This window comes from Pseudomonas sp. A1230 (genome assembly GCF_044218825.1).
Taxonomy (GTDB): Bacteria; Pseudomonadota; Gammaproteobacteria; order Pseudomonadales; family Pseudomonadaceae; genus Aquipseudomonas; species Aquipseudomonas iridis.
In genome coordinates this window covers 4,396,132-4,422,774 of the sequence record NZ_CP162582.1, presented here as the reverse complement: position 1 = coordinate 4,422,774, position 26,643 = coordinate 4,396,132, and the positions used below count along the sequence as shown (strand labels likewise).

Annotated in this window: 26 protein-coding genes; 16 read left to right on the top strand and 10 right to left on the bottom strand. The window is 58.5% G+C overall.

What is annotated here, in order from left to right:
• Positions 1-17 precede the first annotated feature (17 nt).
• From AB4P97_RS20795 to trpE, 7 genes are all read left to right on the top strand, one after another.
• A complete protein-coding gene (locus AB4P97_RS20795; RefSeq protein ID WP_395601548.1) occupies positions 18-1,061 on the top strand; it encodes an ABC transporter substrate-binding protein in 1,044 nt (347 codons plus the stop codon).
• 194 nt (positions 1,062-1,255) lie between these two features.
• Positions 1,256-2,503, top strand: a complete 1,248-nt coding sequence (locus tag AB4P97_RS20790) for an ABC transporter permease (RefSeq protein WP_042561374.1) — start codon at positions 1,256-1,258, stop codon at positions 2,501-2,503.
• Between the two features lie 12 nt (positions 2,504-2,515).
• Positions 2,516-3,340, top strand: a complete 825-nt coding sequence (locus AB4P97_RS20785; protein ID WP_042561373.1) for an ABC transporter permease — start codon at positions 2,516-2,518, stop codon at positions 3,338-3,340.
• Between the two features lie 224 nt (positions 3,341-3,564).
• Positions 3,565-4,713, top strand: a complete 1,149-nt coding sequence (locus AB4P97_RS20780; protein ID WP_395597993.1) for an iron-containing alcohol dehydrogenase — start codon at positions 3,565-3,567, stop codon at positions 4,711-4,713.
• Between the two features lie 114 nt (positions 4,714-4,827).
• A complete protein-coding gene (gene rpe, locus AB4P97_RS20775; RefSeq protein ID WP_042561371.1) occupies positions 4,828-5,502 on the top strand; it encodes a ribulose-phosphate 3-epimerase in 675 nt (224 codons plus the stop codon).
• The gene (locus AB4P97_RS20770) at positions 5,499-6,317 is read left to right on the top strand and encodes a phosphoglycolate phosphatase (protein ID WP_042561370.1); all 819 of its coding nucleotides are present in this window, start codon (positions 5,499-5,501) and stop codon (positions 6,315-6,317) included. The genes rpe and AB4P97_RS20770 overlap by 4 nt, the downstream gene beginning before the upstream one ends.
• A gap of 70 nt (positions 6,318-6,387) precedes the next feature.
• Positions 6,388-7,869: an anthranilate synthase component I gene (gene trpE, locus AB4P97_RS20765; RefSeq protein WP_042561369.1), complete on the top strand. Its 1,482-nt coding sequence runs from the start codon at positions 6,388-6,390 to the stop codon at positions 7,867-7,869.
• Positions 7,870-8,038: 169 nt separating this feature from the next.
• On the opposite strand, the gene estP is transcribed toward trpE, so the two are convergent.
• Positions 8,039-9,949, bottom strand: coding sequence for an esterase EstP (gene estP / locus AB4P97_RS20760; protein ID WP_042561368.1), 1,911 nt, complete (start codon positions 9,947-9,949; stop codon positions 8,039-8,041).
• Positions 9,950-10,355: 406 nt separating this feature from the next.
• On the opposite strand from estP, the gene AB4P97_RS20755 reads away from it, so the two are divergent.
• From AB4P97_RS20755 to AB4P97_RS20740, 4 genes are all read left to right on the top strand, one after another.
• Positions 10,356-10,949 carry an aminodeoxychorismate/anthranilate synthase component II gene (locus AB4P97_RS20755; protein ID WP_025113531.1) on the top strand — a complete coding sequence of 198 codons (594 nt, stop codon included), beginning with the start codon at positions 10,356-10,358 and terminating at the stop codon, positions 10,947-10,949.
• A 9-nt stretch (positions 10,950-10,958) separates the two neighbouring features.
• Positions 10,959-12,008 carry an anthranilate phosphoribosyltransferase gene (trpD, locus tag AB4P97_RS20750; RefSeq protein ID WP_042561367.1) on the top strand — a complete coding sequence of 350 codons (1,050 nt, stop codon included), beginning with the start codon at positions 10,959-10,961 and terminating at the stop codon, positions 12,006-12,008.
• Positions 12,005-12,841 carry an indole-3-glycerol phosphate synthase TrpC gene (trpC, locus tag AB4P97_RS20745; protein WP_042561366.1) on the top strand — a complete coding sequence of 279 codons (837 nt, stop codon included), beginning with the start codon at positions 12,005-12,007 and terminating at the stop codon, positions 12,839-12,841. Before trpD ends, trpC begins: the two co-directional genes overlap by 4 nt.
• A gap of 134 nt (positions 12,842-12,975) precedes the next feature.
• Positions 12,976-13,677 (top strand): lipoate--protein ligase family protein, encoded by a 702-nt coding sequence (locus AB4P97_RS20740; protein WP_042561365.1) that lies wholly within the window; start codon positions 12,976-12,978, stop codon positions 13,675-13,677.
• 9 nt (positions 13,678-13,686) lie between these two features.
• Here AB4P97_RS20740 and crp read toward each other — a convergent pair whose 3' ends face one another.
• Complete coding sequence (gene crp / locus AB4P97_RS20735) at positions 13,687-14,331, bottom strand: cAMP-activated global transcriptional regulator CRP (RefSeq protein WP_007966430.1); 645 nt, start codon at positions 14,329-14,331, stop codon at positions 13,687-13,689.
• A gap of 236 nt (positions 14,332-14,567) precedes the next feature.
• Between crp and AB4P97_RS20730 the strand changes: the two genes are divergently transcribed.
• Both AB4P97_RS20730 and speD read left to right on the top strand, forming a co-directional pair.
• A complete protein-coding gene (locus tag AB4P97_RS20730) occupies positions 14,568-14,990 on the top strand; it encodes an OsmC family protein (protein WP_003228794.1) in 423 nt (140 codons plus the stop codon).
• A gap of 237 nt (positions 14,991-15,227) precedes the next feature.
• Positions 15,228-16,022 carry an adenosylmethionine decarboxylase gene (speD, locus tag AB4P97_RS20725; protein WP_042561364.1) on the top strand — a complete coding sequence of 265 codons (795 nt, stop codon included), beginning with the start codon at positions 15,228-15,230 and terminating at the stop codon, positions 16,020-16,022.
• A 111-nt stretch (positions 16,023-16,133) separates the two neighbouring features.
• Here speD and coq7 read toward each other — a convergent pair whose 3' ends face one another.
• The 6 genes from coq7 to hemJ form a co-directional block, all read right to left on the bottom strand.
• Positions 16,134-16,781: a 2-polyprenyl-3-methyl-6-methoxy-1,4-benzoquinone monooxygenase gene (coq7, locus tag AB4P97_RS20720; protein ID WP_042561363.1), complete on the bottom strand. Its 648-nt coding sequence runs from the start codon at positions 16,779-16,781 to the stop codon at positions 16,134-16,136.
• Between the two features lie 191 nt (positions 16,782-16,972).
• On the bottom strand, positions 16,973-17,311 hold the full coding sequence (locus AB4P97_RS20715) for a histidine triad nucleotide-binding protein (RefSeq protein WP_003228789.1): 339 nt from the start codon (positions 17,309-17,311) through the stop codon (positions 16,973-16,975).
• An 80-nt stretch (positions 17,312-17,391) separates the two neighbouring features.
• Positions 17,392-18,180 carry an SDR family oxidoreductase gene (locus tag AB4P97_RS20710; protein ID WP_042561362.1) on the bottom strand — a complete coding sequence of 263 codons (789 nt, stop codon included), beginning with the start codon at positions 18,178-18,180 and terminating at the stop codon, positions 17,392-17,394.
• Between the two features lie 61 nt (positions 18,181-18,241).
• Complete coding sequence (locus AB4P97_RS20705) at positions 18,242-19,192, bottom strand: DUF805 domain-containing protein (protein WP_042562228.1); 951 nt, start codon at positions 19,190-19,192, stop codon at positions 18,242-18,244.
• 79 nt (positions 19,193-19,271) lie between these two features.
• On the bottom strand, positions 19,272-20,240 hold the full coding sequence (locus tag AB4P97_RS20700) for a nitronate monooxygenase family protein (protein WP_042561361.1): 969 nt from the start codon (positions 20,238-20,240) through the stop codon (positions 19,272-19,274).
• A gap of 33 nt (positions 20,241-20,273) precedes the next feature.
• A complete protein-coding gene (hemJ, locus tag AB4P97_RS20695) occupies positions 20,274-20,702 on the bottom strand; it encodes a protoporphyrinogen oxidase HemJ (protein ID WP_042561360.1) in 429 nt (142 codons plus the stop codon).
• A gap of 135 nt (positions 20,703-20,837) precedes the next feature.
• Here hemJ and argC point away from each other — a divergent pair, with 135 nt between their 5' ends.
• Together argC and erpA are read left to right on the top strand one after the other, a co-directional pair.
• Entirely contained in the window at positions 20,838-21,872 is a 1,035-nt protein-coding gene (gene argC, locus AB4P97_RS20690) for an N-acetyl-gamma-glutamyl-phosphate reductase (RefSeq protein ID WP_042561359.1), read from the top strand.
• 168 nt (positions 21,873-22,040) lie between these two features.
• Complete coding sequence (gene erpA, locus AB4P97_RS20685; protein WP_042561358.1) at positions 22,041-22,391, top strand: iron-sulfur cluster insertion protein ErpA; 351 nt, start codon at positions 22,041-22,043, stop codon at positions 22,389-22,391.
• A gap of 76 nt (positions 22,392-22,467) precedes the next feature.
• On the opposite strand, the gene AB4P97_RS20680 is transcribed toward erpA, so the two are convergent.
• On the bottom strand, positions 22,468-23,559 hold the full coding sequence (locus AB4P97_RS20680) for an anhydro-N-acetylmuramic acid kinase (protein WP_042561357.1): 1,092 nt from the start codon (positions 23,557-23,559) through the stop codon (positions 22,468-22,470).
• A gap of 3 nt (positions 23,560-23,562) precedes the next feature.
• Entirely contained in the window at positions 23,563-24,987 is a 1,425-nt protein-coding gene (locus AB4P97_RS20675) for a peptidoglycan DD-metalloendopeptidase family protein (protein WP_042561356.1), read from the bottom strand.
• Between the two features lie 212 nt (positions 24,988-25,199).
• On the opposite strand from AB4P97_RS20675, the gene tyrS reads away from it, so the two are divergent.
• The gene (gene tyrS / locus AB4P97_RS20670; protein WP_042561355.1) at positions 25,200-26,399 is read left to right on the top strand and encodes a tyrosine--tRNA ligase; all 1,200 of its coding nucleotides are present in this window, start codon (positions 25,200-25,202) and stop codon (positions 26,397-26,399) included.
• Positions 26,400-26,643: the final 244 nt, after the last annotated feature.

Below are 26,643 nucleotides of genomic sequence, written 5' to 3'. Positions count from 1 at the left end.
CGTGGAGAGAACAATAAATGTTGAGATCCCTGAAGTTCACCGCCCTTACCCTGGGCCTGATGGGTGCGGCAAGCGCAATGGCTGCTGGCCCGGATTTGACCGTGGTGTCGTTTGGCGGGGCGAACAAGGCTGCGCAAGTCAAAGCCTTCTATGCACCGTGGGAAGCGGCGGGCAACGGCAAGATCGTTGCTGGCGAGTACAACGGTGAAATGGCCAAGGTCAAAGCCATGGTCGACACCAAAAGCGTGTCGTGGGATCTGGTGGAAGTTGAGTCGCCAGAACTGTCCCGTGGCTGCGACGAAGACATGTTCGAGCCACTGGATCCTGCGCTGTTCGGCAAGACCGAAGACTACGTCAAAGGCGCGATCCAGCCGTGCGGCGTAGGTTTCTTCGTATGGTCCACCGTGCTCGCGTACAACGCCGACAAGCTGAAAGCCGCGCCAACCAGTTGGGTCGATTTCTGGGACACCAAGAAATTCCCGGGCAAGCGTGGCCTGCGCAAAGGTGCCAAGTACACTCTCGAGTTCGCCTTGATGGCCGACGGCGTGGCGCCGAAAGACGTCTACAAGGAACTGGCCAGCAAGGGCGGTCAGGATCGCGCGTTCAAGAAACTCGATGAGCTGAAGCCAAGCATCCAGTGGTGGGAGGCCGGCGCGCAGCCGCCGCAATATCTCGCTTCCGGTGACGTGGTCATGAGCTCGGCCTACAACGGTCGGATTGCTGCGGTGCAGAAAGAATCCAACCTGAAAGTGGTGTGGAACGGCGGCATCTACGACTTCGACGCATGGGCCATCCCGAAAGGTCTGGACGCCAAGCGTGCGGAAGCGGCGAAGAAATTCATCGCCTTCTCGGTACAGCCGCAGCAGCAGAAGACCTACTCGGAAAACATCGCCTACGGCCCGGCCAACACTCAAGCCGTGCCGCTGCTGGCCAAGGACGTCCTGAAAGACATGCCGACCACGCCGGAAAACATCGCCAACCAGGTGCAGATCGACGTCAGCTTCTGGGCTGACAACGGCGAGCAACTGGAACAGCGCTTCAATTCCTGGGCGGCGAAATAAGCAAGGCCTGGTGATGGTGGGCTTGCCTACCCCTGTGGGAGCGAGCCTGCTCGCGAAAGCGGTAGATCGGCCAGCATAGATGTTGAATGTGATGGCCTCTTCGCGAGCAGGCTCGCTCCCACAGGTAGCTGTGTTCCAACACAACAGAGGTGGTTCGCCACCTCTGTAACGATCAAAGATTTGCGGAGTACGTCATGGCCATCGCCGTTCCCCTGAACGAGGGCGCCAGCCCCACCTTGAAGCAGAAGCTCAAGCGCGCCGAGCGGGTCAACCGCTGGAAAGCGCAGGCGCTGATTGCGCCGCTGGTGATTTTCCTGCTGCTGGTGTTTCTGGTGCCGATCGTGGCGCTGCTCTACAAAAGCGTCGGTAACCCGGAAGTGGTCGGCGGCCTGCCGCGCACCGTGGCGGCCATCGCCAGTTGGGACGGCCGTGGCCTACCCGCTGAACCCGTCTATAAAGCGGCGAGTGAAGACCTCGCCGAGGCGCGAAAAAACCAGACCTTGGGCGATTTGTCCAAGCGCTTGAACATGGAGTTGGCCGGCTATCGCAGCCTGCTGACCAAAACTGCCCGGGCGTTGCCATTCGCCAGCGAACCGGCCTCTTATAAAGAAGCGCTCGAAGCCCTCGATGAACGCTGGGGCGATCCGGCCTACTGGCAAGCGGTCAAGCGCAACACCAGTAGCATCACCCCGTATTACTTGCTGGCGTCAGTCGATCACCGTATCGACGACCTCGGCGAAATCGCCCCGGCCACCCCGGACCAGGCGATCTACCTCGACATCTTCGCCCGTACCTTCTGGATGGGTCTGGTCATCACTGTGATTTGCCTGGTGCTGGCGTATCCGTTGGCATACTTGCTGGCGAACCTGCCGTCGCGTCAGAGCAACCTGCTGATGATTCTGGTGTTGCTGCCATTCTGGACTTCGATTCTGGTGCGAGTGGCGGCGTGGATTGTGTTGCTGCAATCGGGCGGCCTCATCAACAGCGGGCTGATGGCGATGGGCATCATCGATAAGCCGCTGGAACTGGTGTTCAACCGCACCGGCGTGTACATCTCGATGGTGCACATTCTGCTGCCGTTCATGATCCTGCCGATCTACAGCGTGATGAAAGGCATCTCGCCAACCTACATGCGCGCCGCGATTTCCCTTGGCTGCCACCCGTTCGCGAGTTTCTGGCGGGTGTACTTCCCGCAGACGTATGCAGGCGTCGGCGCCGGCTGCCTGTTGGTGTTCATCCTCGCCATCGGCTACTACATCACCCCGGCGCTGCTCGGCAGCCCGAACGATCAAATGGTCAGCTACTTCGTCGCGTTCTACACCAACACCAGCATCAACTGGGGCATGGCCACTGCGCTGGGCGGCTTGTTGCTGCTGGCGACCGTGGTGCTTTATCTGATCTACAGCTGGCTGGTGGGCGCCAGTCGCCTGCGCCTGAGCTAAGGGGAGTTTGAAATGCTGAGTCCTTACATGTCGCCCATCGAACGGGTGTGGTTCTACAGCTTGCGGATCCTCTGCGGCTTGATTCTGTTGTTCCTGATTCTGCCGGTGCTGGTGATCATTCCGCTCTCGTTCAACTCGGGCAGTTTTCTGGTGTACCCGCTGCAGGGTTTCTCGCTGCAGTGGTATCAGGACTTCTTCGCTTCGGCCGAGTGGATGCGCGCCCTGAAGAACAGCATCATCGTCGCCCCGGCCGCGACCGTGCTGGCGATGATCTTCGGTACGCTGGCGGCCATCGGCCTGACCCGTGGCGACTTCCCCGGCAAGGCGCTGGTGATGGCGCTGGTGATTTCGCCGATGGTCGTGCCGGTGGTGATCATCGGCGTGGCGAGTTATCTGTTCTTCGCGCCGCTGGGCCTGGGCAACAGCTTCTTTTCTCTGATCGTGGTGCATGCGGTGCTGGGTGTGCCATTTGTGATCATCACGGTTTCGGCGACGTTGCAGGGGTTTAACCATAACCTGGTGCGTGCCGCCGCGAGCCTTGGCGCTTCGCCGTTGACGGCATTCCGTCGCGTGACCCTGCCGCTGATTGCACCGGGGGTGATTTCCGGCGCGCTGTTTGCTTTTGCGACGTCGTTTGATGAAGTGGTGGTGACGCTGTTTCTCGCGGGGCCTGAACAGGCTACTTTGCCTCGGCAGATGTTTAGCGGGATTCGCGAGAACCTCAGCCCGACGATTGCCGCTGCAGCCACGTTGCTCATCGCCTTCTCGGTCATCCTGCTGCTGACCCTGGAATGGTTGCGTGGGCGGAGTGAGAAACTGCGTACCGCACAGGTTTAAGGATCCGCGCTATTCCCCCTGTGGGAGCGAGCCTGCTCGCGAAAGCGGTGTGTCAGCTGGCATATCAGTTGAACCAGACACCGTATTCGCGAGCAGGCTCGCTCCCACATTTTGATTTGTGTTGTGTTCAGATGTTTGGGTCATTCACATCCTGAATAGCAGACAACCCCAAATCCCCAGCTAATCTTGTGCCCAGCTCCCACATCTATAAGAGGCTGCGCACGATGAGTCTTTCCCAGTTCAAAATCGCTCACAAACTGATCACCGGCGCCGGAGCCATCGAGCAACTGGCGGCCGAACTCACTCGCCTCGATATCGATAATCCGCTGATCGTCACCGACGCCGCGCTGGTCAAGTCCGGTACCGTCGAGCTGGCGCTGTGCCAATTGGGCGGGCGCGAGTACGAGATTTTCGACCGTGTACTGCCGGACCCGGAAATCGCCATCGTCGAAGATTGCATGCGCGTGTACCGCGAAGGCGGGCATGACGGCTTGATTGGCCTCGGCGGCGGCAGTGCCATCGACATCGCCAAAAGTGTGGCGGCGTATGCCGGTTACCACGGCGCGCTGGAGGATCTGTTCGGCGTCGACCAGGTGCCGCGTAAAGGCCCGCCGCTGATCGCCATCCCCACCACCGCCGGCACGGGCTCGGAAGTGACCAACGTCGCCATTCTTTCGGACAAGGTCGCGCAACTGAAGAAGGGCATCGTCAGCGACTATCTGTTACCGGATGTCGCGCTGGTCAGTCCGCAAATGACCCTGACTTGCCCCCGCAGCGTTACTGCAGCCAGTGGCGTCGATGCGCTGGTGCACGCCATCGAATCCTATCTGTCGGTGAATGCCTCACCGATTACCGACTCCCTCGCCATTGGCGCAATCAAACTGATCGCCAATGCCTTGCCCAAGGCCTACGCCAACGGCGCCAATCTGCAAGCGCGCGAAGACATGGCCACCGCGAGCCTGATGGCCGGCATGGCATTCGGCAATGCCGGGGTCGGTGCGGTGCATGCGTTGGCGTATCCGCTGGGTGGGCGATTCAACATTGCCCACGGCGTCAGTAACGCCTTGTTGCTGCCGTATGTCATGACCTGGAACAAGATGGCCTGCGTCGAGCGCATGCAGGATATTGCCGAAGCCATGGGGGTGAAAACGGCGCATCTGAGCGCCACTGAAGCAGCGGACAAAGCCGTGCAGGCCATGACCGATTTGTGCGCGGCGGTGGAAATTCCCCCGGGGCTGCGCAGTTTCGGTGTGCCGGAAGACGCGATCCCGGCCATGGCCGTGGAAGCCGCAGGCATCGAGCGTCTGATGCGCAACAACCCGCGCAAGCTCAGCGCCGTGGATATCGAGAAGATCTACCGCGCGGCGTACTGATCCGTCGGCGACTAGCGGTCATGGCACAACCCAATCATCGCAGTCACGGTGCGCGCGCGGAAACTTGAGGTATACAATGCGCGCCATCGTGATTTAGCTCAGAAAAGGTGCGTCATGCAGCCCTTCGTAATTGCTCCGTCGATTCTCTCTGCCGACTTCGCCCGCCTCGGCGAAGAAGTAGACAATGTTCTGGCCGCTGGTGCCGACTTCGTCCACTTCGATGTCATGGACAACCACTACGTGCCCAACCTGACTATCGGCCCGATGGTGTGCGCGGCACTGCGCAAGTACGGCGTTACCGCGCCAATCGACGCGCATCTGATGGTCAGCCCGGTGGATCGCATCGTTGGCGACTTCATCGAGGCCGGCGCGACTTACATCACCTTCCACCCGGAAGCCACGCTGCACGTCGATCGCTCGCTGCAGCTGATCCGTGAAGGCGGCTGCAAATCCGGTCTGGTGTTCAACCCGGCGACCCCGCTGGACGTTCTCAAATACGTGATCGACAAAGTCGACATGGTCTTGCTGATGAGCGTCAACCCGGGTTTCGGCGGGCAGAAGTTCATTCCCGGCACCCTCGACAAACTGCGCGAAGCACGGGCGATCATTGATGCGTCGGGCCGTGACATCCGTCTGGAAATCGATGGCGGCGTCAACGTCAACAACATCCGTGAAATCGCTGCTGCTGGCGCCGACACCTTTGTCGCCGGCTCGGCGATCTTCAACGCGCCGAACTATCAGGAAGTCATCGACAAGATGCGCTCCGAACTGGCGCTGACTCGCCCATGAGCGGTTTTGAGCAGCTGTTCCCGGGCAAACTGCCACGGTTGGTGATGTTCGATCTGGATGGCACGTTGATCGACTCGGTTCCCGACCTGGCGGCAGCGGTGGACACGATGCTGCTCAGCCTTGGCCGCCAGCCGGCGGGCATCGATTCGGTGCGCGAGTGGGTTGGCAACGGCGCGCCGGTATTGGTGCGTCGGGCGCTGGCCGGCGGCATCGATCATTCGGCGGTGGATGACGTCGAGGCCGAACACGCGCTGGAAGTGTTCATGCAAGCCTACGGCGCCAGCCATGAACTGACCGTGGTTTATCCCGGTGTGCGCGACACCCTCAAATGGCTGCAAAAGCAGGGCGTGGCCATGGCGTTGATCACCAACAAACCGGAGCGCTTCGTCGCGCCGTTGCTGGATCAGATGAAGATCGGCCGCTACTTCAAGTGGATCATCGGCGGCGATACCCTGCCGCAGCAGAAACCTGATCCGGCGGCGCTGTTCTTCGTGATGAAAATGGCCAATATCCCGGCCTCGCAATCGCTGTTCGTCGGCGACTCGCGCAGTGATGTGCTGGCGGCGAAGGCGGCGGGGGTCAAGTGTGTGGCGCTCAGCTACGGTTACAACCATGGCCGACCGATTGCCGAGGAATCCCCGGCGCTGGTGATTGACGATCTGCGCAAGCTAATTCCCGGTTGCCTGGATCTGGCCGGTGGGATAACGTTGCCCGACGCTGTTCAACCCCCTTCTGGAAACGCCATCGTGGTGGTCACCCGCAAACTCTGGATGAAAGTCATCAAGGCCCTGGCCCGCTGGCGTTGGCGCGCCTGACTTTTTTCTGGCCGGCCTGCCGGCGCGTTTGCACACCTGACTGATGACACCTCACACCACGAGGCACCCTATGATCCGCGAAGAATTCCTGCGCTTGGCCGCTGACGGCTACAACCGCATCCCGTTGGCCTGCGAAACCCTGGCCGACTTCGACACGCCGCTGTCGATCTACCTGAAACTGGCCGACCAGCCCAACTCCTACCTGCTCGAATCGGTGCAGGGCGGCGAGAAATGGGGCCGTTACTCGATCATCGGCCTGCCGTGTCGCACTGTGCTGCGGGTGCACGACCATCACGTCAGCATCACCGTCGATGGCGTCGAGACCGAAAGCCACGACGTCGAAGACCCACTGGCCTTCGTCGAAACCTTCAAGGCCCGCTACAACGTGCCGACCATCGCCGGTCTGCCGCGTTTCAACGGTGGTCTGGTAGGTTATTTCGGTTACGACTGCGTGCGTTACGTCGAGAAACGTCTGGGCAAATGCCCGAACCCGGACCCACTGGGCGTGCCGGACATCCTGCTGATGGTCTCCGATGCGGTCGTCGTGTTCGACAACCTTGCCGGCAAAATGCACGCGATCGTGCTGGCTGACCCGGCGCAGGCCGATGCCTACGAGCAAGGTCAGGCGCGTTTGCAGCAATTGCTTGAGCAACTGCGCCAGCCGATCACGCCTCGTCGTGGTCTGGACTTCAGCAAGCAGCAGTCGGCCGACCCGGTGTTCCGCTCCAGTTTCACCCAGAACGATTACGAAAAAGCCGTCGACACCATCAAGGAATACATCCTTGCCGGTGATTGCATGCAGGTCGTGCCGTCGCAGCGTATGTCGATCGACTTCAAGGCTGCACCGATTGACCTGTACCGCGCACTGCGTTGCTTTAACCCGACGCCGTACATGTACTTCTTCAACTTCGGCGACTTCCATGTCGTCGGCAGTTCGCCGGAAGTGTTGGTGCGGGTCGAAGACAACCTGATTACCGTGCGCCCGATTGCCGGTACTCGCCCACGCGGGGCTACTGAAGAAGCGGATCTGGCGCTGGAAGTAGACTTGCTGTCGGATGACAAAGAGATCGCCGAGCACTTGATGTTGATCGATCTGGGTCGTAACGATACGGGGCGCGTCTCGGAAATAGGTTCGGTGAAACTCACCGAAAAAATGGTCATCGAGCGTTATTCCAACGTGATGCACATCGTGTCCAACGTTACCGGTCAGCTGAAGGAAGGCCTGACGGCGATGGACGCTCTACGAGCGATTCTGCCGGCGGGCACCCTGTCCGGTGCGCCGAAGATTCGTGCGATGGAAATCATCGACGAGCTGGAGCCTGTCAAGCGTGGCGTGTATGGCGGCGCGGTCGGTTACTTCGCGTGGAACGGCAACATGGACACCGCGATTGCGATTCGCACCGCCGTGATCAAGAACGGCGAGCTGCACGTGCAGGCCGGTGGCGGCATCGTCGCCGATTCGGTGCCGGCGCTGGAATGGGAAGAAACCCTGAACAAACGCCGCGCGATGTTCCGCGCGGTGGCCCTGGCTGAACAAACCCCGGACGTCTGATTCACGCAATTCCCTGTGGGAGCGAGCCTGCTCGCGAAGAGGGCGTGTCAGGCGCTATAGATGTTGGCTGATACACCGCTTCGCGAGCAGGCTCGCTACCACATGGGTTTTGTGTTCAGCCATAAAAAAAGCGGCGCCTGTGAGGGCGCCGCTTTTTTGTGCCTGCGATTTAAAAGTCCAGACTCACCCCGACGTTGATCCCTTGCTGGGTAAAGTCATCATCCTTGCGGACGTTGTAGCTGGCACGTAGCGCCAGGTCTTTGGTGAGGTTGTGGCTCACGCCCAGGTTCAAGCGATTGAGGTTGGTCTGCGGGGTGTAGCCTTCCAGGGTGTACTGGTTGCCCGGCAGGCTGTTGAGATTCATCGTCACATCCTGAGCGTCATCGTTGTACTCACGTTCGTGAGCCAATTCGCCGAACACCTGAGTTTGCGAAGTGATCTGGTATTTGCCCTGAATCCCCAGACCGAGACGCCGGGAGATGCGCGACTGGTCATCGAATGTCAGCGCGGTGGAGTCAGCGCCGTCCTCCGAATAGCCGTCGACCTCGACCTTGGCGAAATCAGCACTCACGAAGGGGGACAGGTGCCATGGGCTGCTCGCCTCTGGCGCGATGTCGTAACCCACGCGTCCGCTGAAAGCCAGGACATAACCGTCGGTGTCGCCTTTCTCGCCGCGCTCGTTCGTCCCCAACTGGAATTTACGCTTGAGGCTGTCGTAATCCAGGTGGCCGGCGGTCACGGCCGCGTCACCCCACCAGCGATTCTGCTGGTACTGGGCGAAAGCGGTGCCCATGTAGGTGTTCAGCTTGTAGTCGGAATCGTGCTCGCCAGCTTCGAGTTTCTGGTTGTAGAACCCGGCCGCCAGGCCAACGCGCCAGGCGTCGTTGAGGCGGTAGCTGCCACCGATGTTCAGGTTGTAGCCATTGCCGTCGGCGCTGGCGCCGCTGTCCTGGCTGTCGAAGTCCTGATGTTGGCCGCCGCCAGCGACAATCGCGCGCCATTGGCCAACGCCTTGCCAGTTTTCCCAGTCGGCCAGCCACTGGTTGCGCAGTTCATCCTGATGCGAGCGCAGGGTGCCATGCGCCATCTCTGGCAACAGGGTCGCTTCCCACGGTGCAGCCAGCAACGAGTAAGCGTAATCGGCGATCAGGCGCTGGCCAGCTTCGGTGGGGTGAACTGCATCGTTGTAGATGAGCTTGGTCGGGTCTGGCGTCGCACTGTTGATCCCGTACCGGGCATTCTCGGTGCAGCCGCTACCGCTGAAGCAGGTGGCGCTGAGATTCTGGTCGGTGGCCAGACCGAACTGGCCCGGGTTGGCAAACGACTCTTTGAGCAGCACCGGAATGTTCAGCGGAATCACGTTAGCGTTGACGCGCTGCAACTGGCTCACCAGTTCGGTGTTGAACTGACTGCTGAGCTGGGACGTGAACGCTTGCAGGGGAGAGCCATTGAAGGCCGGGGTGAAGCCGATGTCCGGCAGCAGCCATACCATGATGTAACGGGCGCCGGCTTGTTGCAGGGTTTGCGCACTGCTCGCCAGACGATCCGCCGCAGCGCTGGCCTGAGGCAGGCTGGTCACGCGTCCCTGAAGGAAGTCATTGCCGCCCCCCGACAGGTAATACAGCGCATTCGGATCGGCGCGAAAGCCGTTCGACGGCAGGTAACCGGCGCGAGTGCGTTCGCCGGTGGCGGATTGCGTGGTGATCGAATCAAGAATCTGGTCGGTACGATAGCCGCCTACCGCCCAGTTGTTACCATCGGCCAGGCCTTCGTCCGCGCGTACTGCCGATGACGAGGACGCTGTCTGATCCGGCGAGAACCCCAGTTTGCCGCCGAGAATCTGCGTCGCGTTGAGCGAGCGCAATTCGCCGCTGCCATCCAGATACACCGGGCCGGTACGGTTGGTGAAGCGCTGAGTGGCGCCGTCCGGGCCGCCGCTGTCGCTAAACGTGCCGGCGTCATTGAGGCTGTCGCCGAAAACAATGAAATTCGAATAAGGATTGGGCGCGGCATTCGCTTGGGCGCAGGCTAATGCGAGCAAGCAGCTGGCCATCGGTACAAACAACGTCTGTTTGATCATGAGCAAGTCCGTTTATTTATTGTTGTAGGTGAACAAAACGACAGTACCAAAAACTTCCGGCCTTTTGCCATCGGTCGCGATTCCTCCCCTGGATTTATCCACCAAAGCCCCGGCCATATTGCACGCTCCGCCCAGCTAAGTTACTGTGCCCGAACGTATGAACGAGACCTTCCCCGTGTTGATCACCAGCAAACTTCTGGATCAAGTCATCAAGGCACACGCCCGTTGGCGTTGGCGCGCCTGAATCTTTTCTGCCGGCTCGGCCGGATCTGTATCGCTTTGCCTTCCTTGCTCGTTTGAATTGCCGCTTTGCCGACGCCCCTGTGCGTCCGACATCGTGCAGCGCCCTGCGGGCAAGTCATCTGAAGGCTGTCTTCAAGTCAGAATTCAAGAGGTTCGAAACGCCATGTTGCTGATGATCGACAACTACGACTCCTTTACTTACAACGTTGTGCAATACCTCGGCGAGCTGGGTGCCGAAGTCAAAGTCGTGCGCAACGACGAATTGACCATCGCCGAAATCGAAGCGCTTAACCCCGAGCGCATCGTGGTGTCTCCCGGTCCTTGCACGCCGACCGAAGCCGGTATTTCCATCGAGGCTATCAAGCACTTCGCTGGCAAACTGCCGATTCTTGGCGTCTGCCTCGGCCACCAGTCCATCGGCCAGGCCTTTGGCGGCGACGTGGTGCGCGCGCGTCAGGTAATGCACGGTAAGACTAGTCCGGTATTCCACGAGGACAAGGGCGTTTTCGCCGGTCTGAATCATCCGTTGACAGTCACCCGCTACCACTCCCTGATCGTCAAGCACGATACTTTGCCCGATTGCCTGGAACTGACCGCGTGGACGCAACACGATGACGGATCAGTCGACGAAATCATGGGCCTGCGTCACAAGACCCTGAACATTGAGGGCGTACAGTTTCACCCCGAGTCGATCCTGACTGAGCAGGGCCATGAACTGTTTGCCAACTTCCTCAAACAAACCGGCGGCACGCGCTAAGGACTTCCCATGAATATCAAGACAGCCCTGAGCCGTATCGTTGAGCACCTCGACCTCAGCACCGAAGAAATGCGCGATGTGATGCGCGAGATCATGACTGGACAATGCACCGACGCGCAGATCGGCGCGTTCATGATGGCCATGCGCATGAAGAGCGAAAGCATCGACGAAATCGTCGGCGCCGTATCGGTCATGCGTGAGCTGGCCGATCAAGTCGAACTGAAAACACTCGACGGCGTGGTCGACGTGGTTGGCACCGGTGGTGACGGCGCCAATATTTTCAACGTATCCACCGCTTCTTCCTTTGTGGTTGCCGCTGCCGGTTGCACCGTAGCCAAGCACGGCAATCGCGCGGTATCGGGCAAGAGCGGCAGCGCCGATTTGCTCGAAGCAGCCGGTATCTATCTCAACCTGACGCCGGTTCAAGTCGCCCGTTGCATCGACAACGTCGGCATCGGTTTCATGTTTGCCCAGACCCATCACAAAGCCATGAAGTACGCCGCCGGCCCGCGCCGCGATCTCGGCCTGCGTACGCTGTTCAACATGCTCGGCCCGCTTACGAATCCGGCCGGCGTGAAGCATCAGGTGGTGGGTGTGTTCAACCCGGCGCTCTGCCGCCCATTGGCTGAAGTTTTGCAGCGTCTGGGCAGCAAGCATGTGCTGGTGGTGCATTCGAAGGACGGTCTGGACGAGTTCAGTCTCGCCGCGCCGACGTTTGTCGCCGAGCTGAAAAACAACGAAATCACCGAATATTGGGTCGAGCCGGAAGATCTGGGCATGAAGAGCCAGAGTCTGCACGGCTTGTCGGTCGACGGCCCGGAAGCGTCGCTGGCGCTGATTCGCGATGCACTTGGCAAGCGCAAAACCGAAAACGGCCAGAAAGCCGCTGAAATGATTGTGCTCAACGCCGGTGCAGCGCTTTACGCCGCCGACGTCGCCAGCAGTTTGAAACAGGGCGTGGAGCTTGCGCACGACGCCCTGCATACTGGCCTCGCTCGGGAGAAACTCGAGGAGTTGGGTGCCTTTACCGCGGTATTCAGAGTGGAGAATGAAGGATGAGTGTACCGACGGTTCTGGAAAACATTCTGGCCCGCAAAGTTCAGGAAGTCGCCGAGCGTAGCGCCCGCGTGAGCCTGAGCGAGCTGGAAAGTCTGGCCAAGGCGGCCGATGCACCACGCGGTTTTGCCCAGGCATTGCTGGCGCAGGCGAAGCAGAAACAACCGGCTGTGATTGCCGAAATCAAGAAGGCTTCGCCGAGTAAAGGCGTGATTCGCGAAGATTTCGTTCCCGCCGACATCGCCAAAAGCTACGAGAAGGGCGGGGCGACCTGTCTGTCGGTGCTGACCGACATCGATTACTTTCAGGGCGCCGACGCCTATCTGCAACAGGCTCGCGCCGCCTGCAAGCTGCCGGTGATCCGCAAGGACTTCATGATCGATCCGTACCAGATCGTCGAAGCCCGTGCACTGGGTGCCGACTGTGTGCTGCTGATCGTCTCCGCGCTGGACGATGTGAAAATGGCCGAACTGGCGGCGGTGGCCAAAGGCGTCGGTCTCGACGTGCTGGTGGAAGTGCACGACGGTGATGAACTGGAGCGCGCGTTGAAAACACTCGACACGCCACTGGTCGGCGTCAACAACCGCAACCTGCATACCTTCGACGTCAGCCTGGAAACCACCCTCGATTTGTTGCCGCGTATTCCGCGCGATCGTCTGGTGATCACCGAGAGCGGCATCCTCAATCGTGCCGATGTCGAGTTGATGGAAATCAGCGACGTTTATGCGTTCCTGGTCGGCGAGGCATTTATGCGTGCGGAAAGTCCAGGCACTGAACTGCAGCGCCTGTTTTTTCCGGAACGAGGTGGTTCGATCAGCGGTTCGACGCTCGACTGAGAACCTTTCAGACCGAGCCGACCCTTTCGCGAGCAGGCTCGCTCCCACATTGAAATGCAATCCAGTGTGGGAGCGAGCCTGCTCGCGAAGAGGCGCTTGAAACCCCTGAAGATTCAAATCTGCCGGAGCCCTCCATGTCGCTGCCAATCCCTCTGACCATCGAAGCGGGCCTCCAGGCCGAACAAGACCTGCTCGCCTCAGTCTGCGCCGGCGATTCAGAGTTCGGCCTTCTATTCTGGCAGCCCACTGACCGCGCCCTGGTCATGCCTCGCCGCCTCAATCGTCTACCCGGTTTCGATCACGCCTGCGAAGTCTCCGCCGCAGCCGGCTGGCCAGTACTCCTTCGCGAGACGGGCGGTGAACCTGTCCCGCAATCAGCCTCGACGATTAACATCGCGCTGGTCTACGCACCACCGCGCAGCGAAGGTGATCTCAATCGCATCGAAACGGGCTACCGGCGTCTTTGCGATCCGATTTGTCAGTTGCTGGATGAGTTGGGCGGTACGTCGTCGCTGGGCGAAATTGAAGGAGCGTTCTGCGACGGTCGCTTCAACGTCAATCTCGACGGCCGCAAAATGGTCGGCACGGCCCAACGCTGGCGTCAGAGTCAGGGAGGGCAGCGTCCTGTAGGCTTGGTGCACGGTGCGATGTTGATGGATAACGAGCGCGAATCGATGGTGGCGGCGGTCAATCGCTTCAACGAAGCTTGTGGCCTCGAGCAGCGGGTACGTGCGCAAAGCCACATTGCCCTGCATGAAAAATTCAACGCGCCACAGGCATTGGCGCGTCTTGATGAGCTGTTTCGATTGATGCTGGCGCAGATGTACAGCGCCTGATTTTCGAGCTTACCGCGTACCGAAGACCACCATGGTCTTGCCTTTCACGTCGACCAGGTTGCGTTCCTCAAGATCCTTGAGCACGCGACCGACCATCTCTCGCGAGCAGCCGACAATCCGCCCGATTTCCTGACGCGTCACCTTGATCTGCATGCCGTCGGGATGGGTCATCGCATCCGGCTGTTTGCACAGTTCCAGCAGGCAACGGGCGACACGACCGGTTACGTCAAAGAATGCCAGATCGCCGACCTTGCGCGTGGTGTTGCGCAAGCGTTGTGCGATTTGTCCGCTGAGCACGTAAAGAATGTCTGGATCTTGCTGCGACAACTCGCGGAACTTCACGTAACTGATTTCCGCAATTTCGCATTCAACCTTGGCCCGCACCCAGGCGCTGCGTTGCTGTTCCTGACCAGCCTGCTCGAACAGGCCCAGTTCACCGAAGAAGTCCCCGGCGTTCAGGTAAGCGATGATCATCTCGCGACCATCGTCGTCTTCGATCAGGATCGTCACCGATCCCTTGATGATGAAGTACAACGTATCCGAACGGTCGCCGGCGCAGATGATGTTGCTCTTGGCGGCATGACGACGACGCTGACAATGCATCAGCAGCTTGTCGAGGTTCTTGATTTTGGGTGTGGGGGTAATAGCAACCATGGTTGTATCCCGAAAAGACTGCACGGTGATGTTTGATTTTTTTAGGAGGCGCTGAAGGCGGTCGCTACACAGCTGGCATAGGCGCCAGCGAATTGGCGCCAGCTTAACAGACACTTCGTCGCAAATTCGAGAAATTACCTACACGGTTGGAGCATTCGTCCTAGGAATGCTGCTCGCTGTCAGGGCAATCCCCTGTGCTAAGCTGGCGACCCTTTTTTTACAGTGGAGTCTGGGCGATGAAGGCACGCATCCAATGGGCTGGCGAAGCCATGTTCCTCGGCGAATCCGGTAGCGGTCATGTCGTGGTCATGGACGGTCCGCCGGACGCCGGTGGTCGTAATCTGGGTGTTCGCCCGATGGAGATGCTCCTGCTGGGTGTCGGCGGTTGCAGCAACTTCGACGTGGTCAGCATTCTGAAGAAGTCCCGTCAGGCCGTTGAAAGCTGTGAAGCCTTCCTCGAAGCCGAGCGTGCGACCGAAGACCCGAAGGTGTTCACCAAGATCCACATGCACTTCGTGGTCAAGGGCCGTGGCCTGAAAGAAGCCCAGGTCAAACGCGCCATCGAACTGTCTGCCGAGAAGTATTGCTCGGCTTCGATCATGCTTGGCGCAGCCGGTGTGGCGATCACCCACGATTACGAAATCGTCGAACTGGGTTGAAGCGACATTCAACTATCATAAAAGCAGTGCAGACTCTGGCGATCCCCCGCTGACGTCTGCATAATGCGCCACTTTTTTCAGGGCAGTGATCGGTCAGCCGACGGGTCATCCGCCTGAACAGATAACCAAAATCGCCATCGCGAAGAGGTGTTAACCGTCCTACGCAGGTGCGTTGTTCGCATTTGACGGGCATGCTTGATCACGCGGCTGTGCCGCATACATAGAGAGTTTTTAACGGTGAAAAGCAAACTCAAGCTCCACGGGTTCAATAACCTGACAAAGACCTTGAGCTTCAACATCTATGACATCTGCTACGCGGAAACCCCGCAAGACCAGCAGGCGTACGTCGAGTACATCAATCAAGAGTACAACGCAGAACGTCTGACGCAGATCCTCACGGAAGTTGTAGAAATCATTGGTGCCAACATTCTGAACATTGCGAGTCAGAACTATGAGCCTCAGGGTGCCAGCGTCACGATTCTGATCTCGGAAGAGCCGGTGACCCCGACTGAAAGCCAGATCGAAGAGTCGCCAGGTCCATTGCCCGAAATTATCCTGGCCCACCTCGACAAGAGTCACATCACGGTGCATACCTACCCGGAAATCCATCCGGACGCCGGTATTGCGACTTTCCGTGTAGACATTGATGTGTCGACCTGTGGTGTCATTTCACCGCTTAAAGCGCTCAATTTCCTCATTCACCAGTTCGATTCGGACATCGTGACCGTGGATTACCGTGTGCGCGGCTTCACCCGTGACGTTGAAGGCAACAAGCACTTCATCGACCACGAGATCAACTCGATCCAGAACTACCTTTCCGAAGACACCCGCGACGCGTACCAGATGACCGACGTGAACGTGTATCAGGAAAACCTGTTCCACACCAAAATGCTGCTGAAGAACTTCGAACTGGACAACTACCTGTTCGGCGACGCCACCAGCAGCCTGTCGTCTGAGCAACGTGCCCAAGTGACTGATCGTGTGAAACACGAGATGCTGGAAATCTTTTACGCGCGCAACATGCCAGCGTAAGAGTTTCAGGCACAAAAAAAGGCGACCTTTCGGTCGCCTTTTTCATTCCATCACAGGATCTTTGTGGCAGCTGGCTTGCCAACGACAAGTCCCTGTCTGACGATTCAAACTTCAGATCCGATAAGTACTCTTGGTCATCACCTTGGCCAACAGACTCATCCCGAACTTCACTGGTGCCGGAAACCGGAAACCACCCGCATCGAGCGCACTCTCGGCATGATGCTCTTCATCAATGCGCATCTGCTCGAGAATCGCCCGAGACTTCTCGTCCTCGACTGGCAGTTGCTCCAGGTGCTCGTTCAAGTGCTTGCATACCTGATGCTCGGTCGCCGCAACAAACCCGAGGCTGACCTTGTCGCTGATCAGACCGGCCACAGCGCCAATCCCGAACGACATGCCATAGAACAGCGGATTGAGCACGCTGGTATGACTGCCCAACTGGTGAATGCGTTGTTCGCACCAGACCAGATGATCGATTTCCTCTTCGGCTGCGTGCTCCATGGCCTTGCGCACCTGTGGCAGCTTGGCGGTCAGCGCCTGTCCCTGATACAGCGCCTGGGCACAGACTTCGCCGGTATGGTTGATGCGCATCAGCCCGGCGACATGGCGGGTGTTTTCATCGCTCATCTGGGTTTCCGGCTGCAGAATCGCCGGTGACGGACGGTACGGCTGGCCGCTGAAGGGCAGCAGGGTACGCATCGCGGCATCGGCCTGCAGCAGAAGACGGTCAATCGGCGAGTAGTGACGTTGGGTAGTCATGCTGACCTCCGGGAAGAATCTCGGCGGCCAGTTTAACCGAATCGGCCGGAGAAGGTTTGCGCTGGGTCATTAGCCATGCGGTCATGCTTTTGTGGGAGCAGGCCTGCTCGCGAAGGTCGGCACATTCAAAGCATCAGCACCTGACACTCCGCCTTTGCGAGCAAGATCGCTCCCACAGTTTTTGCGTTACATCAGCCCGGAGGCCAGTTCATCTGGCGTTGTCCGAGTACGTGCATATGAATATGGTAGACGGTCTGCCCACCCTTTTCATTGCAGTTCATGACGACCCGGAAGCCCTCTTCACAGCCCAGCTCCAGTGCCAGGCGCTGCGCAGTAAACAGGATGTGCCCGGCCAGTGCCTTGTCGTCTTCGGTCAGGTCATTGAGGGTGCGCACCGGTTTTTTCGGGATCACCAGAAAATGCACCGGAGCCTGAGGGGCGATGTCGTGGAAGGCCAGAACCTGGTCGTCCTCGTAGATGATCTTGGCCGGGATTTCCCGGTTGATGATCTTGGTGAACAGAGTATCCACTGCTGTTTTCTCCGTTGTTTGGGCTGGTCTGAGTGTACTCATGGGGACTGAACCCGCCCAGTGTTTTGCCGTAGGACAGATCAGCGCGGGCAGTAGGCCTTGTTGACCATGCCGACGATGGTGCGGTTCAGCCAGCGCGAACCCAGTCGCGGTAAAAACGCGAACCAGCGATTGCGCCGTCCCGGAATGATGATCGCGCGATTTTTCTCCAGCGCGCGAACGGTGTAGAGCGCGACTTCTTCGGGGCTCATCAGCATTTTGCTGTCTTTGAGTTTGTCACTGTTCAACTGCGCGGTGCGGAAAAAAGCCGTGCGGGTCGGGCCTGGGCAGAGCACCGAAACCTTGACCGCGCTTTGTTTGAGCTCAACCCGCAATGCTTCGGAGAAGTGCAGCACATACGCCTTGCTGGCGTAATAGGTGCTCATCCACGGGCCAGGATTGAACGCCGCCACGGAGGCAACGTTGAGAATCTGTCCGCCACCCTGCAGCGCCATGCTATTGCCAATCGCATGGCACAGGCGGGTGAGGGCGAGGATGTTTACTTCGATCAGGTCCTGCTCGGTCATCCAGTCCTGAGCCAGGAAAGGGCCGCAAGTACCGATGCCGGCGCAGTTCACCAGCAGGTCGATTTGCCGGTCACCTTCTTCCAGCTCCAGCAGGAAACCGGAGAGGCGCAGCGGTTCGCCCAGATCGCAGGCTCTGAACAGGACTTCGACGCCGAAGCGTTGGGTCAGTTCGATAGCAATACTTTCCAGCTGATCACGCTGTCGTGCCACCAGAATCAGGCTGCGGCCGCGCCGGGCCAGCGCTTCGGCCATGGCCAGACCGATGCCGCTGGAGGCGCCAGTGATCAGAGCGTAACGGGTCATGCAATTCTCCCTCGCAACAGCTCCGCGCCAGCGACGCGGGTGTCACGGCGGGGAGCGCTGTTCATTCTTGCGCAGAGTCTACAGGGGCCTGCGCCGCTTCGGCTGCATCGTCGGTGGAATTCGCTGCGGGCTCGTCCTCGACTTCGACTTCATCGGTGGTCACCGAGCCGCTGTCGTAGCTGCTTTCGAGGCTTGTTTCGTATTCCTGCTGGATGGCCGAAATTCCGCCGAGTATCCCGCCCATGAAAAACAACCCGATAAAGACGATCCACAGTGCACTCAAAACCTTGACTGCTGTGTTGTTGGGCGGAGGTGGTGGCCCGTATCGGTTGGCACCGGTATTGCCCGGCACGACCATGATTACAAAAGGGAAGATGCTGCCCACGAATGGGACTAGGGTCAGCAACCACAGCCAGCCGGACCAACCGATATCGTGCAGGCGTTGCACGGTGAAGAAAATGCTGATGACGATGAGCGCCAAACCCAGAAAGAGCGCGACGATGCCGCCGATGATCAGTCCGCTGGTGGATTCGGCGCTGACCAGCCCCACGGCAATCAGCGCAAAAATGCTGATGATCGGCAGGCTTACCAACGTCACGACCATCGTCCAGGCCAGAAAGCGCAAGCGACCGATCCGGCCTTCCACACCAAGCGGTTTGAGCGGTGCAAACGCTGCGAAGGTTTCACCTACGCTGGCCCGCGGTGGCGCATAAGGCGAGGAGGGTTCTGCCACGGCAGCGGATTGCTCGCGTACGTCCGAGAGGTTCAGCTCGATGGCTGTTTCGGCTTCGATCCGGGCGTCGATCCCGGTTTTGTTCAATGCTTGCAGGTAGGTCTGCGCATCGCTGTGAGACAGATCGCGCTTGAGTGCCACGGTGCTGCCATTGAACAGCCGCTCAATGCTGGCCACTTCGCTTTTGAACAGATCTGCGAGATTCAGCTTGGCTGTGGTGATATCGACACCGGGCTGTAGAGCTCCGTCGAAAACGATCTTGTAACGGGGGTCGCTCATGGCCGAGGCATCCTTGTCGCGATAGATTGAAAGGTCGTCAGTGTAAGGCCAGTCCACCAGCGACTGGCCTGATTTTTTCTTAGCGCGGCCAGCGTTGCGGCAACTGCGCGGCACGTTCCTGAGCCTGCCGGTATTCAGTGTCGAGGCGGGCGATCAACTGATCCACGCTGGGCAGATCATCAATCTGCCCAACACCCTGACCGGCAGACCAGACAGTCTTCCACGCTTTGGCTTCATCGCTGATCGGCTTGAGCTTTTCGCCGAAATTGACTTCGCCTTTGCCTTGCAGCGTCGCCAGGTCGAAACCCGCGGCCTCAAGGCTTTGGCGCATGAAGCTGGCCGGCACCCCCGACACCGCTGGAGTATGAATGATGTCGGCTGCTTTGGCTGTCAGCAGCATCTCTTTGTAAGCGTCAGGCGCATGACTTTCGGTGGTGCCGATAAATCGCGTACCGAAGTAGGCCAAATCCGCACCGAGTAATTGAGCGGCCAGAATCTCGTGGCCATGGTTCAAACATCCCGCAAGCAGCAAGGTCTTGTCGAAGAACTGACGAATCTCGGCGATCAGCGCAAATGGACTCCACGTGCCTGCGTGACCCCCGGCGCCGGCCGCGACGGCGATCAAACCGTCGACGCCGGCTTCGGCGGCTTTCTCGGCATGGCGGCGAGTGGTGACATCATGGAAGACCAGGCCTCCGTAACTGTGTACCGCGTCGACCAACTCCTTCACCGCGCCAAGGCTGGTGATAACGATGGGCACTTTATGTTCGACGCAAATATCCAGATCCGCTTGCAAGCGCGGATTGCTGTTGTGAACGATCAGGTTCACCGCATACGGCGCCGGATTGTCCAGCGTCGCCAGTCCCGCCTCGATCTGTTCCAGCCAGGCTTTGAATCCGCTGCTTTCGCGTTGGTTCAGCGCCGGGAAGCTGCCGACCACGCCATTACGACAGCAGGCCAATACCAGTTCCGGATTGGAAATCAGAAACATCGGCGCCGCCACCACAGGCAGGCGCAGACGTTGTTCGAGCAGAGCGGGCAGCGACATTATGAACACCCCAAAGATTTGTACCGGTTGAAGTTAGAACGGCTTGACCACCACCAGAATTACGATAGCAATCAACATCAGAACCGGCACTTCATTGAACCAGCGATAAAAGACATGGCTGCGGGTGTTCTCGCCACGGGCAAAACGTTTTACCTGCGCGCCGCACATGTGGTGGTAGCCGATCAGCAAGACGACAAGGGTCAGCTTGGCGTGAATCCAGCCACCCATGCTGAAAATGCTCGGGTTGAGGTAGATCAGCCAGCCACCGAAGATCAGCGTGGCGATCATCGCCGGGCCCATGATGCCGCGATAGAGCTTGCGCTCCATGACACTGAAGCGTTCTTTGCTGATCGTGTCTTCACTCTGTGCGTGATAAACGAACAGTCGTGGCAGGTAGAACAGCCCGGCAAACCAGCACACAAGACTGACGATATGAAACGCTTTGATCCACAGATAGAGCATTTTTAGTTATTCCCAGGTTCACGGTAGTCTGGATAGTAGAGGCTTGAGCGTCCACACGTCACCTTGACGGTTGTCGCAGGCGCGCGCGGCCCCTATTATCGACGGCTTTCCAGTGGGTTCGTAGAGGGCAGGTTTATGGTCAAGGTCGGTATCGTCGGCGGCACGGGTTACACCGGTGTCGAACTGCTGCGTCTGTTGGCACAGCATCCGCAGGCAGAAGTGGCAGTCATCACTTCCCGATCCGAGGCCGGTCTGGCCGTGGCTGATATGTACCCGAACCTGCGCGGTCATTACGACGGCCTGGCCTTCAGCGTGCCGGACATCAAAACCCTCGGCGCTTGCGATGTGGTGTTCTTCGCCACGCCGCACGGTGTCGCTCACGCTCTGGCAGGTGAGTTGCTGGCGGCAGGCACGAAGGTCATTGATCTGTCGGCAGACTTCCGTCTGCAAGACGCTGAGGAGTGGGCCAAGTGGTACGGCCAGCCGCACGGTGCACCAGAGTTGCTGGATGAGGCGGTCTACGGTCTGCCGGAAGTCAATCGTGAGCAAATCAGGAAAGCCCGTTTGATCGCCGTGCCGGGGTGCTATCCGACCGCTACGCAATTGGGTTTTCTGCCGCTGCTTGAAGCCGGTCTGGCTGACACCTCGCGTCTGATTGCCGACTGCAAATCCGGTGTCAGCGGTGCCGGTCGCGGCGCGGCTGTAGGTTCTTTGTACTCCGAGACGTCGGAAAGCATGAAGGCTTATGCGGTGAAAGGTCACCGTCATCTGCCGGAAATTCGCCAGGGTCTGCGTCGTGCAGCGGGCAAGGATGTTGGTCTGACCTTCGTGCCGCACCTGACTCCGATGATCCGTGGTATTCACTCCACGCTGTACGCGACGGTAGTCGATCGCTCGGTTGATCTTCAGGCACTGTTTGAAAAGCGTTACGCCAACGAGCCGTTCGTTGATGTCATGCCGGCTGGCAGTCATCCGGAAACCCGTAGCGTGCGTGGCGCGAACGTCTGTCGCATCGCAGTTCACCGTCCACAGGATGGCGATCTGGTGGTGGTGTTGTCGGTGATCGACAATCTGGTCAAAGGCGCCTCGGGGCAGGCGGTGCAGAACATGAACATCCTGTTCGGGCTGGATGAGCGTTTCGGTCTTTCTCACGCAGGTATGCTGCCGTAACACTTTAACTCGCACAGCAAAAAGGCCCGTTCAACGGGCCTTTTTGCATTCTGAACAGCTCGTCGGGTTTATTGATATACCGTAACAATAGTTGACCGATTTTCTCGGACAAGCGGATAATGCGCGTCATCACGCATTATGGCGGCGTAACGCCGGGAGATAGTCAGCATGAGCGTCGAATCCTTCACCCCCACGGCTTTGCAATTCACCCAAGGTGCTGCGCACAAGGTGAAGAGCCTGGTCGATGAAGAGGGGAATGATCGCTTGAAGCTGCGCGTATTTGTTACGGGCGGCGGTTGTTCAGGGTTTCAATACGGTTTCACCTTCGATGAAGATGTTGCCGAGGACGACACCATTGTCGAGCGCGAAGGCGTAAGTCTGGTGGTTGATCCGATGAGTTTCCAGTACCTGGCCGGTGCGGAGGTGGACTACCAGGAAGGTCTGGAAGGTTCGCGCTTCGTGATCAAGAATCCGAATGCTTCCACGACGTGTGGTTGCGGCTCGTCGTTTTCGATCTGATCGCACTTCGCTGCAGACAATAAAACGCCGCAGAGCCTTACGGTTCTGCGGCGTTTTTTATTGGCCGGCGATCTACTCAGTTGGGGTAGATCGCGCCGAGTACACGCAGGCCTTTGGCGCCGGTGACGCTCGGGCGGTTGGTGGCGATGCCTTCGAGGCAGCAATGAGCCAGCCAGGCGAAAGCCATGGCTTCTACCCAGTCAGGATCTACACCGTGAGTGGCAGTGCTGGCGACTTTCGTGTTTGGCAGCAACTCGGCAAGACGATTCATCAGTGCCGCGTTGTGCGCGCCGCCACCGCAGACCAACAGTTCGCGGGTATTCGATTGAGCGCTTTTCAGCGACTCAATGATGGTCAGCGCAGTCAGTTCGAGTAACGTTGCCTGTACGTTTTCAGCTGGGTACGCCTGCAGGCTTGCAAGGTGTCGTTCCAGCCAAGGCAGGTTGAACACTTCCCGGCCGGTGCTTTTCGGGCCTTTGGTCACGAAGAACGGATCGCTGAGCAATGCTTTCAGCAGCGCTGGTTCAGCGGTACCGGAGGCAGCCCAATCGCCGTTACGGTCATAATTCTCGCCACGCTGCTGCTGAATCCAGGCGTCCATCAGCACATTCCCAGGCCCGCAGTCGAAACCGGCTACAGGCTTGGTCGGCTCAATCAGACTCAGATTGCTGAAACCGCCGACATTCAAGACCGCCTGATTACCGCTACGCTCTTCGAACAAAGCTTCATGGAAGGCCGGTACCAGAGGCGCACCTTGGCCGCCGGCAGCGACATCGCGGCTGCGGAAGTCACTGACCACCGTGATACCCGTCAGCTCTGTCAGCAGGGCAGGGTTACCAATCTGTACGGTAAAACCGCGCGCTGGCTCGTGGCGAATAGTCTGGCCATGGCTGCCGATCGCACGGATAGCTTCAGGTTTGAGCTGTTGCTGGCTGAGGAGGGCATCGATGCCCTGTGCCGCGAGCCTTACCCACTCTTGCTGGGCAATCGCCGAGCGAGCGATCTCGTCGGGGCCGCTTGCGCACAAGCCAAGCAGCTCGGCGCGCAGGGATTCAGGCATGGGAATGTAGTGCGTGGCGATCAGTTTGATCGCCGAGGTTTGCTCGATCAGGGCGATGTCCAGCCCGTCGAGACTGGTTCCGGACATCACCCCGATATAGAGAGCCATGGCTTATCGCTTGCTCGAAGCCAGCATGGTGGCCTTCTCTTGGTCCATACGTGCCATCAGTGGTTTGCTCTGCGCCAGGAAACGGGCGCGTTCGGCTTTGGCGATTGGATCGGCCATTGGCAGCTTCTGGCCCAGTGGGTCGACGTGAACGCCATTGACCTGGAACTCATAGTGCAAGTGCGGGCCGGTCGACAGGCCAGTCGTGCCGATGTAACCGATCACTTGGCCTTGTTTGACACTGCCGCCGGTCTTCACACCTTTGGCGAAGCCTTGCATGTGGCCGTAAAGCGTACGGTAAGTATTGCCGTGTTGAATGATGACAGTGTTGCCGTAGCCCCCGCGGCGGCCGGCCAGCAGCACTTTACCGTCACCGGCAGCCTTGATCGGCGTGCCGCGTGGGGCTGCGTAGTCGACGCCTTTGTGGGCGCGGATCTTGTTCAGGATCGGGTGCTTGCGGCCCATGGAGAACTTGGAGCTGATGCGGGCGAAGTCCACCGGAGTGCGGATGAACGCCTTGCGCATGCTGTTGCCATCGGCGGTGTAGTAGCTGCTATTACCCTGTTTGTTGGTGTAGCGCACAGCGGTGTAGGTCTTGCCGCGGTTAGTGAAGCGTGCTGACAGGATGGGGCCGGTGCCGACAGCCTTGCCGTTAACCACTTTCTGTTCGTAGATCACATCGAATTCATCGCCCTGGCGAATGTCCTGAGCGAAGTCGACGTCGTAGCCGAAGACACTGGCCATGTCCATGGTCATGCTATGGGAAAGCCCGGCGCGAGCGGCGGATTGCGATAGCGAACTATTGATTACACCGTGAGCGTAGGCGGTGCGAACGATAGGTTTTGTAGTAACCCGGTTGAAGGCGAAGCCCTTGTCATTCTTGGTCAGGGTGATGGTTTCAACGTCGCTGACTTTGCTGTGCAGGCTTGTCAGTTGGCCTTCAGGGGTGAGTTCGAACTCGAGTTTCTGGCCGCGCTTGAGCTGGCTGAACTGTTTGGCTTGTTTGTCGCTGGCCAGAACTTCATGCACGGCGGTTGCAGGCAAACCGACCTTTTCGAACAGGGTCGATAGCGTATCGCCTTTTGCAACAACTACTTCTCGATGCCCAGGGGCATTAGGTTTTTCAGCGATCGGAGCCGGGGCGGGCGCGGCTTCAGCGGTTTGCGGAGTGTTTTCTTCACTGTTTTCGATTTGGGCGAACGGCGAGGCTACAGGCTCATTTGTGGCTTGAGCGGCGTCTGCAGCGTCTTGATCTTGTGTCAGTTGTTCAGCAGGATTTTCCAGTTCAAGGCTCAGGGTTGTCTTTTTGGCTTCTACATCACTGGAAGGAAATACCAGGAGCGCCAGGCTGAGAAGGGCGGCGATTCCACTTGCAGCGAGCAGGTGGGTCTTCGGGTAAAGCGGTGGCGCTTTAGACGGTTCGGTGGTCATAGGTAATTTTGACTTTGAAAAGTAATGAATTGGAAAAGATGAATGACATGATGAAGATGAAATAACTGTATAAAATATAACCAAATCATCTCTGAAGCAAGTCTACAGACATCGCGTCTGTGGATTGGTGTCCGTGCGCCGGGCAAAACTTGTAATTGGTGCGCGATCTTGTATGGTTGGTTCCCTTTGAATCTGAGCCTTGCGGGTCTGTTATGAAGTCGGTTGAAGAGCAGCTAGCGCTGATTAAACGTGGTGCGGAAGAACTTTTGGTCGAGTCCGAGCTGATCGAGAAGCTCAAGCGCGGCCAACCGCTGCGTATCAAGGCTGGTTTTGATCCGACCGCTCCGGATCTGCACTTGGGTCATACCGTGCTTATTAATAAGCTGCGTCAGTTCCAGGAGCTGGGGCATCAGGTGATCTTCCTTATAGGGGACTTCACCGGGATGATCGGTGATCCGAGCGGCAAGAGTGCCACTCGTCCGCCGTTGACTCGTGAGCAGGTCCTGGAAAACGCCGAGACGTATAAAACTCAGGTGTTCAAGATTCTCGATCCGGCGAAAACCGAAGTTGCTTTCAACTCCACCTGGATGGATCAGATGGGTCCGGCGGATTTCATTCGTCTGACTTCGCAGTACACCGTCGCGCGCATGCTTGAGCGCGATGACTTCGACAAGCGTTACACCACCAACCAGCCAATCGCTATTCACGAGTTTCTCTATCCGCTGGTTCAGGGATATGACTCGGTCGCTCTGCGTGCGGACGTCGAGTTGGGCGGTACCGATCAGAAGTTCAACTTGCTGATGGGGCGTGAGCTGCAGCGTGGTTATGGTCAGGAAGCTCAGTGCATTCTGACGATGCCTCTGCTCGAAGGTCTCGATGGCGTGAAGAAGATGTCCAAGTCGTTGGGCAACTACGTCGGCATTCAAGAGGCGCCGGGCGTCATGTACAGCAAGCTCGTATCGATTCCGGATGCGCTGATGTGGCGTTACTTCGAATTGCTCAGCTTCCGCTCGATGGACGAGATCAATGCGTTGCGTGCTGATGTGGAAGCAGGCGCCAATCCGCGTGATGTGAAAATCAAGCTGGCTGAAGAGATCGTTGCGCGCTTCCATGGCGAAGAGGCTGCAGCGAACGCTCACCGCGCGGCGGGTAATCGTATGAAGGATGGCGAGCTCCCGGATGATCTGCCGGAGATCGAACTGGCTTCTGCTGAAGATATGCCGATTGCCGCCGTCCTTAATAAGGCAGGTCTGGTGAAGAACTCGGCAGCGGCGCGTGATCTTCTGGCGTCCGGCGGTGTGCGTATAGATGGTGAGGTCGTTGATCGCTCCTTTATATATGCAGTGGGTGCGACTCACGTTTGCCAAGCTGGCAAGAAGGCTTTTGCGCGTATCACGCTGAAATCTGAATAAAGTCGAAATTAACGGTTGACGGCAGATTCCAGACGTCTATAATTCGCCCCACTTCCGGCGCAGTCGAAACGGAAAACTCCTTGAGATTCAATGAGTTAAGTAGGTTTCGAGAGTGGGTCGCTTCAGTTCATCGAAGCCTGGAAGGAGTTGAAAGAGCGGTGATGTTTGGCTCTTTTAACGGTTCGATCTTCTCGGTCGAAAGCGGAGAAAAAGAGGTGTTGACAACAGCGAGTAACGCTGTAGA

Excerpts from the sequence above, each read along its gene's own strand:
- AB4P97_RS20795 (WP_395601548.1), top strand. The coding sequence starts at position 18 with ATGTTGAGATCCCTGAAGTTCACCGCCCTTACCCTGGGCCTGATGGGT.
- AB4P97_RS20790 (WP_042561374.1), top strand. The coding sequence starts at position 1,256 with ATGGCCATCGCCGTTCCCCTGAACGAGGGCGCCAGCCCCACCTTGAAG.
- AB4P97_RS20785 (WP_042561373.1), top strand. The coding sequence starts at position 2,516 with ATGCTGAGTCCTTACATGTCGCCCATCGAACGGGTGTGGTTCTACAGC.
- AB4P97_RS20780 (WP_395597993.1), top strand. The coding sequence starts at position 3,565 with ATGAGTCTTTCCCAGTTCAAAATCGCTCACAAACTGATCACCGGCGCC.
- rpe (WP_042561371.1), top strand. The coding sequence starts at position 4,828 with ATGCAGCCCTTCGTAATTGCTCCGTCGATTCTCTCTGCCGACTTCGCC.
- AB4P97_RS20770 (WP_042561370.1), top strand. The coding sequence starts at position 5,499 with ATGAGCGGTTTTGAGCAGCTGTTCCCGGGCAAACTGCCACGGTTGGTG.
- trpE (WP_042561369.1), top strand. The coding sequence starts at position 6,388 with ATGATCCGCGAAGAATTCCTGCGCTTGGCCGCTGACGGCTACAACCGC.
- estP (WP_042561368.1), bottom strand. The coding sequence starts at position 9,949 with ATGATCAAACAGACGTTGTTTGTACCGATGGCCAGCTGCTTGCTCGCA.
- AB4P97_RS20755 (WP_025113531.1), top strand. The coding sequence starts at position 10,356 with ATGTTGCTGATGATCGACAACTACGACTCCTTTACTTACAACGTTGTG.
- trpD (WP_042561367.1), top strand. The coding sequence starts at position 10,959 with ATGAATATCAAGACAGCCCTGAGCCGTATCGTTGAGCACCTCGACCTC.
- trpC (WP_042561366.1), top strand. The coding sequence starts at position 12,005 with ATGAGTGTACCGACGGTTCTGGAAAACATTCTGGCCCGCAAAGTTCAG.
- AB4P97_RS20740 (WP_042561365.1), top strand. The coding sequence starts at position 12,976 with ATGTCGCTGCCAATCCCTCTGACCATCGAAGCGGGCCTCCAGGCCGAA.
- crp (WP_007966430.1), bottom strand. The coding sequence starts at position 14,331 with ATGGTTGCTATTACCCCCACACCCAAAATCAAGAACCTCGACAAGCTG.
- AB4P97_RS20730 (WP_003228794.1), top strand. The coding sequence starts at position 14,568 with ATGAAGGCACGCATCCAATGGGCTGGCGAAGCCATGTTCCTCGGCGAA.
- coq7 (WP_042561363.1), bottom strand. The coding sequence starts at position 16,781 with ATGACTACCCAACGTCACTACTCGCCGATTGACCGTCTTCTGCTGCAG.
- AB4P97_RS20710 (WP_042561362.1), bottom strand. The coding sequence starts at position 18,180 with ATGACCCGTTACGCTCTGATCACTGGCGCCTCCAGCGGCATCGGTCTG.
- AB4P97_RS20705 (WP_042562228.1), bottom strand. The coding sequence starts at position 19,192 with ATGAGCGACCCCCGTTACAAGATCGTTTTCGACGGAGCTCTACAGCCC.
- AB4P97_RS20700 (WP_042561361.1), bottom strand. The coding sequence starts at position 20,240 with ATGTCGCTGCCCGCTCTGCTCGAACAACGTCTGCGCCTGCCTGTGGTG.
- hemJ (WP_042561360.1), bottom strand. The coding sequence starts at position 20,702 with ATGCTCTATCTGTGGATCAAAGCGTTTCATATCGTCAGTCTTGTGTGC.
- argC (WP_042561359.1), top strand. The coding sequence starts at position 20,838 with ATGGTCAAGGTCGGTATCGTCGGCGGCACGGGTTACACCGGTGTCGAA.
- erpA (WP_042561358.1), top strand. The coding sequence starts at position 22,041 with ATGAGCGTCGAATCCTTCACCCCCACGGCTTTGCAATTCACCCAAGGT.
- AB4P97_RS20680 (WP_042561357.1), bottom strand. The coding sequence starts at position 23,559 with ATGGCTCTCTATATCGGGGTGATGTCCGGAACCAGTCTCGACGGGCTG.
- AB4P97_RS20675 (WP_042561356.1), bottom strand. The coding sequence starts at position 24,987 with ATGACCACCGAACCGTCTAAAGCGCCACCGCTTTACCCGAAGACCCAC.
- tyrS (WP_042561355.1), top strand. The coding sequence starts at position 25,200 with ATGAAGTCGGTTGAAGAGCAGCTAGCGCTGATTAAACGTGGTGCGGAA.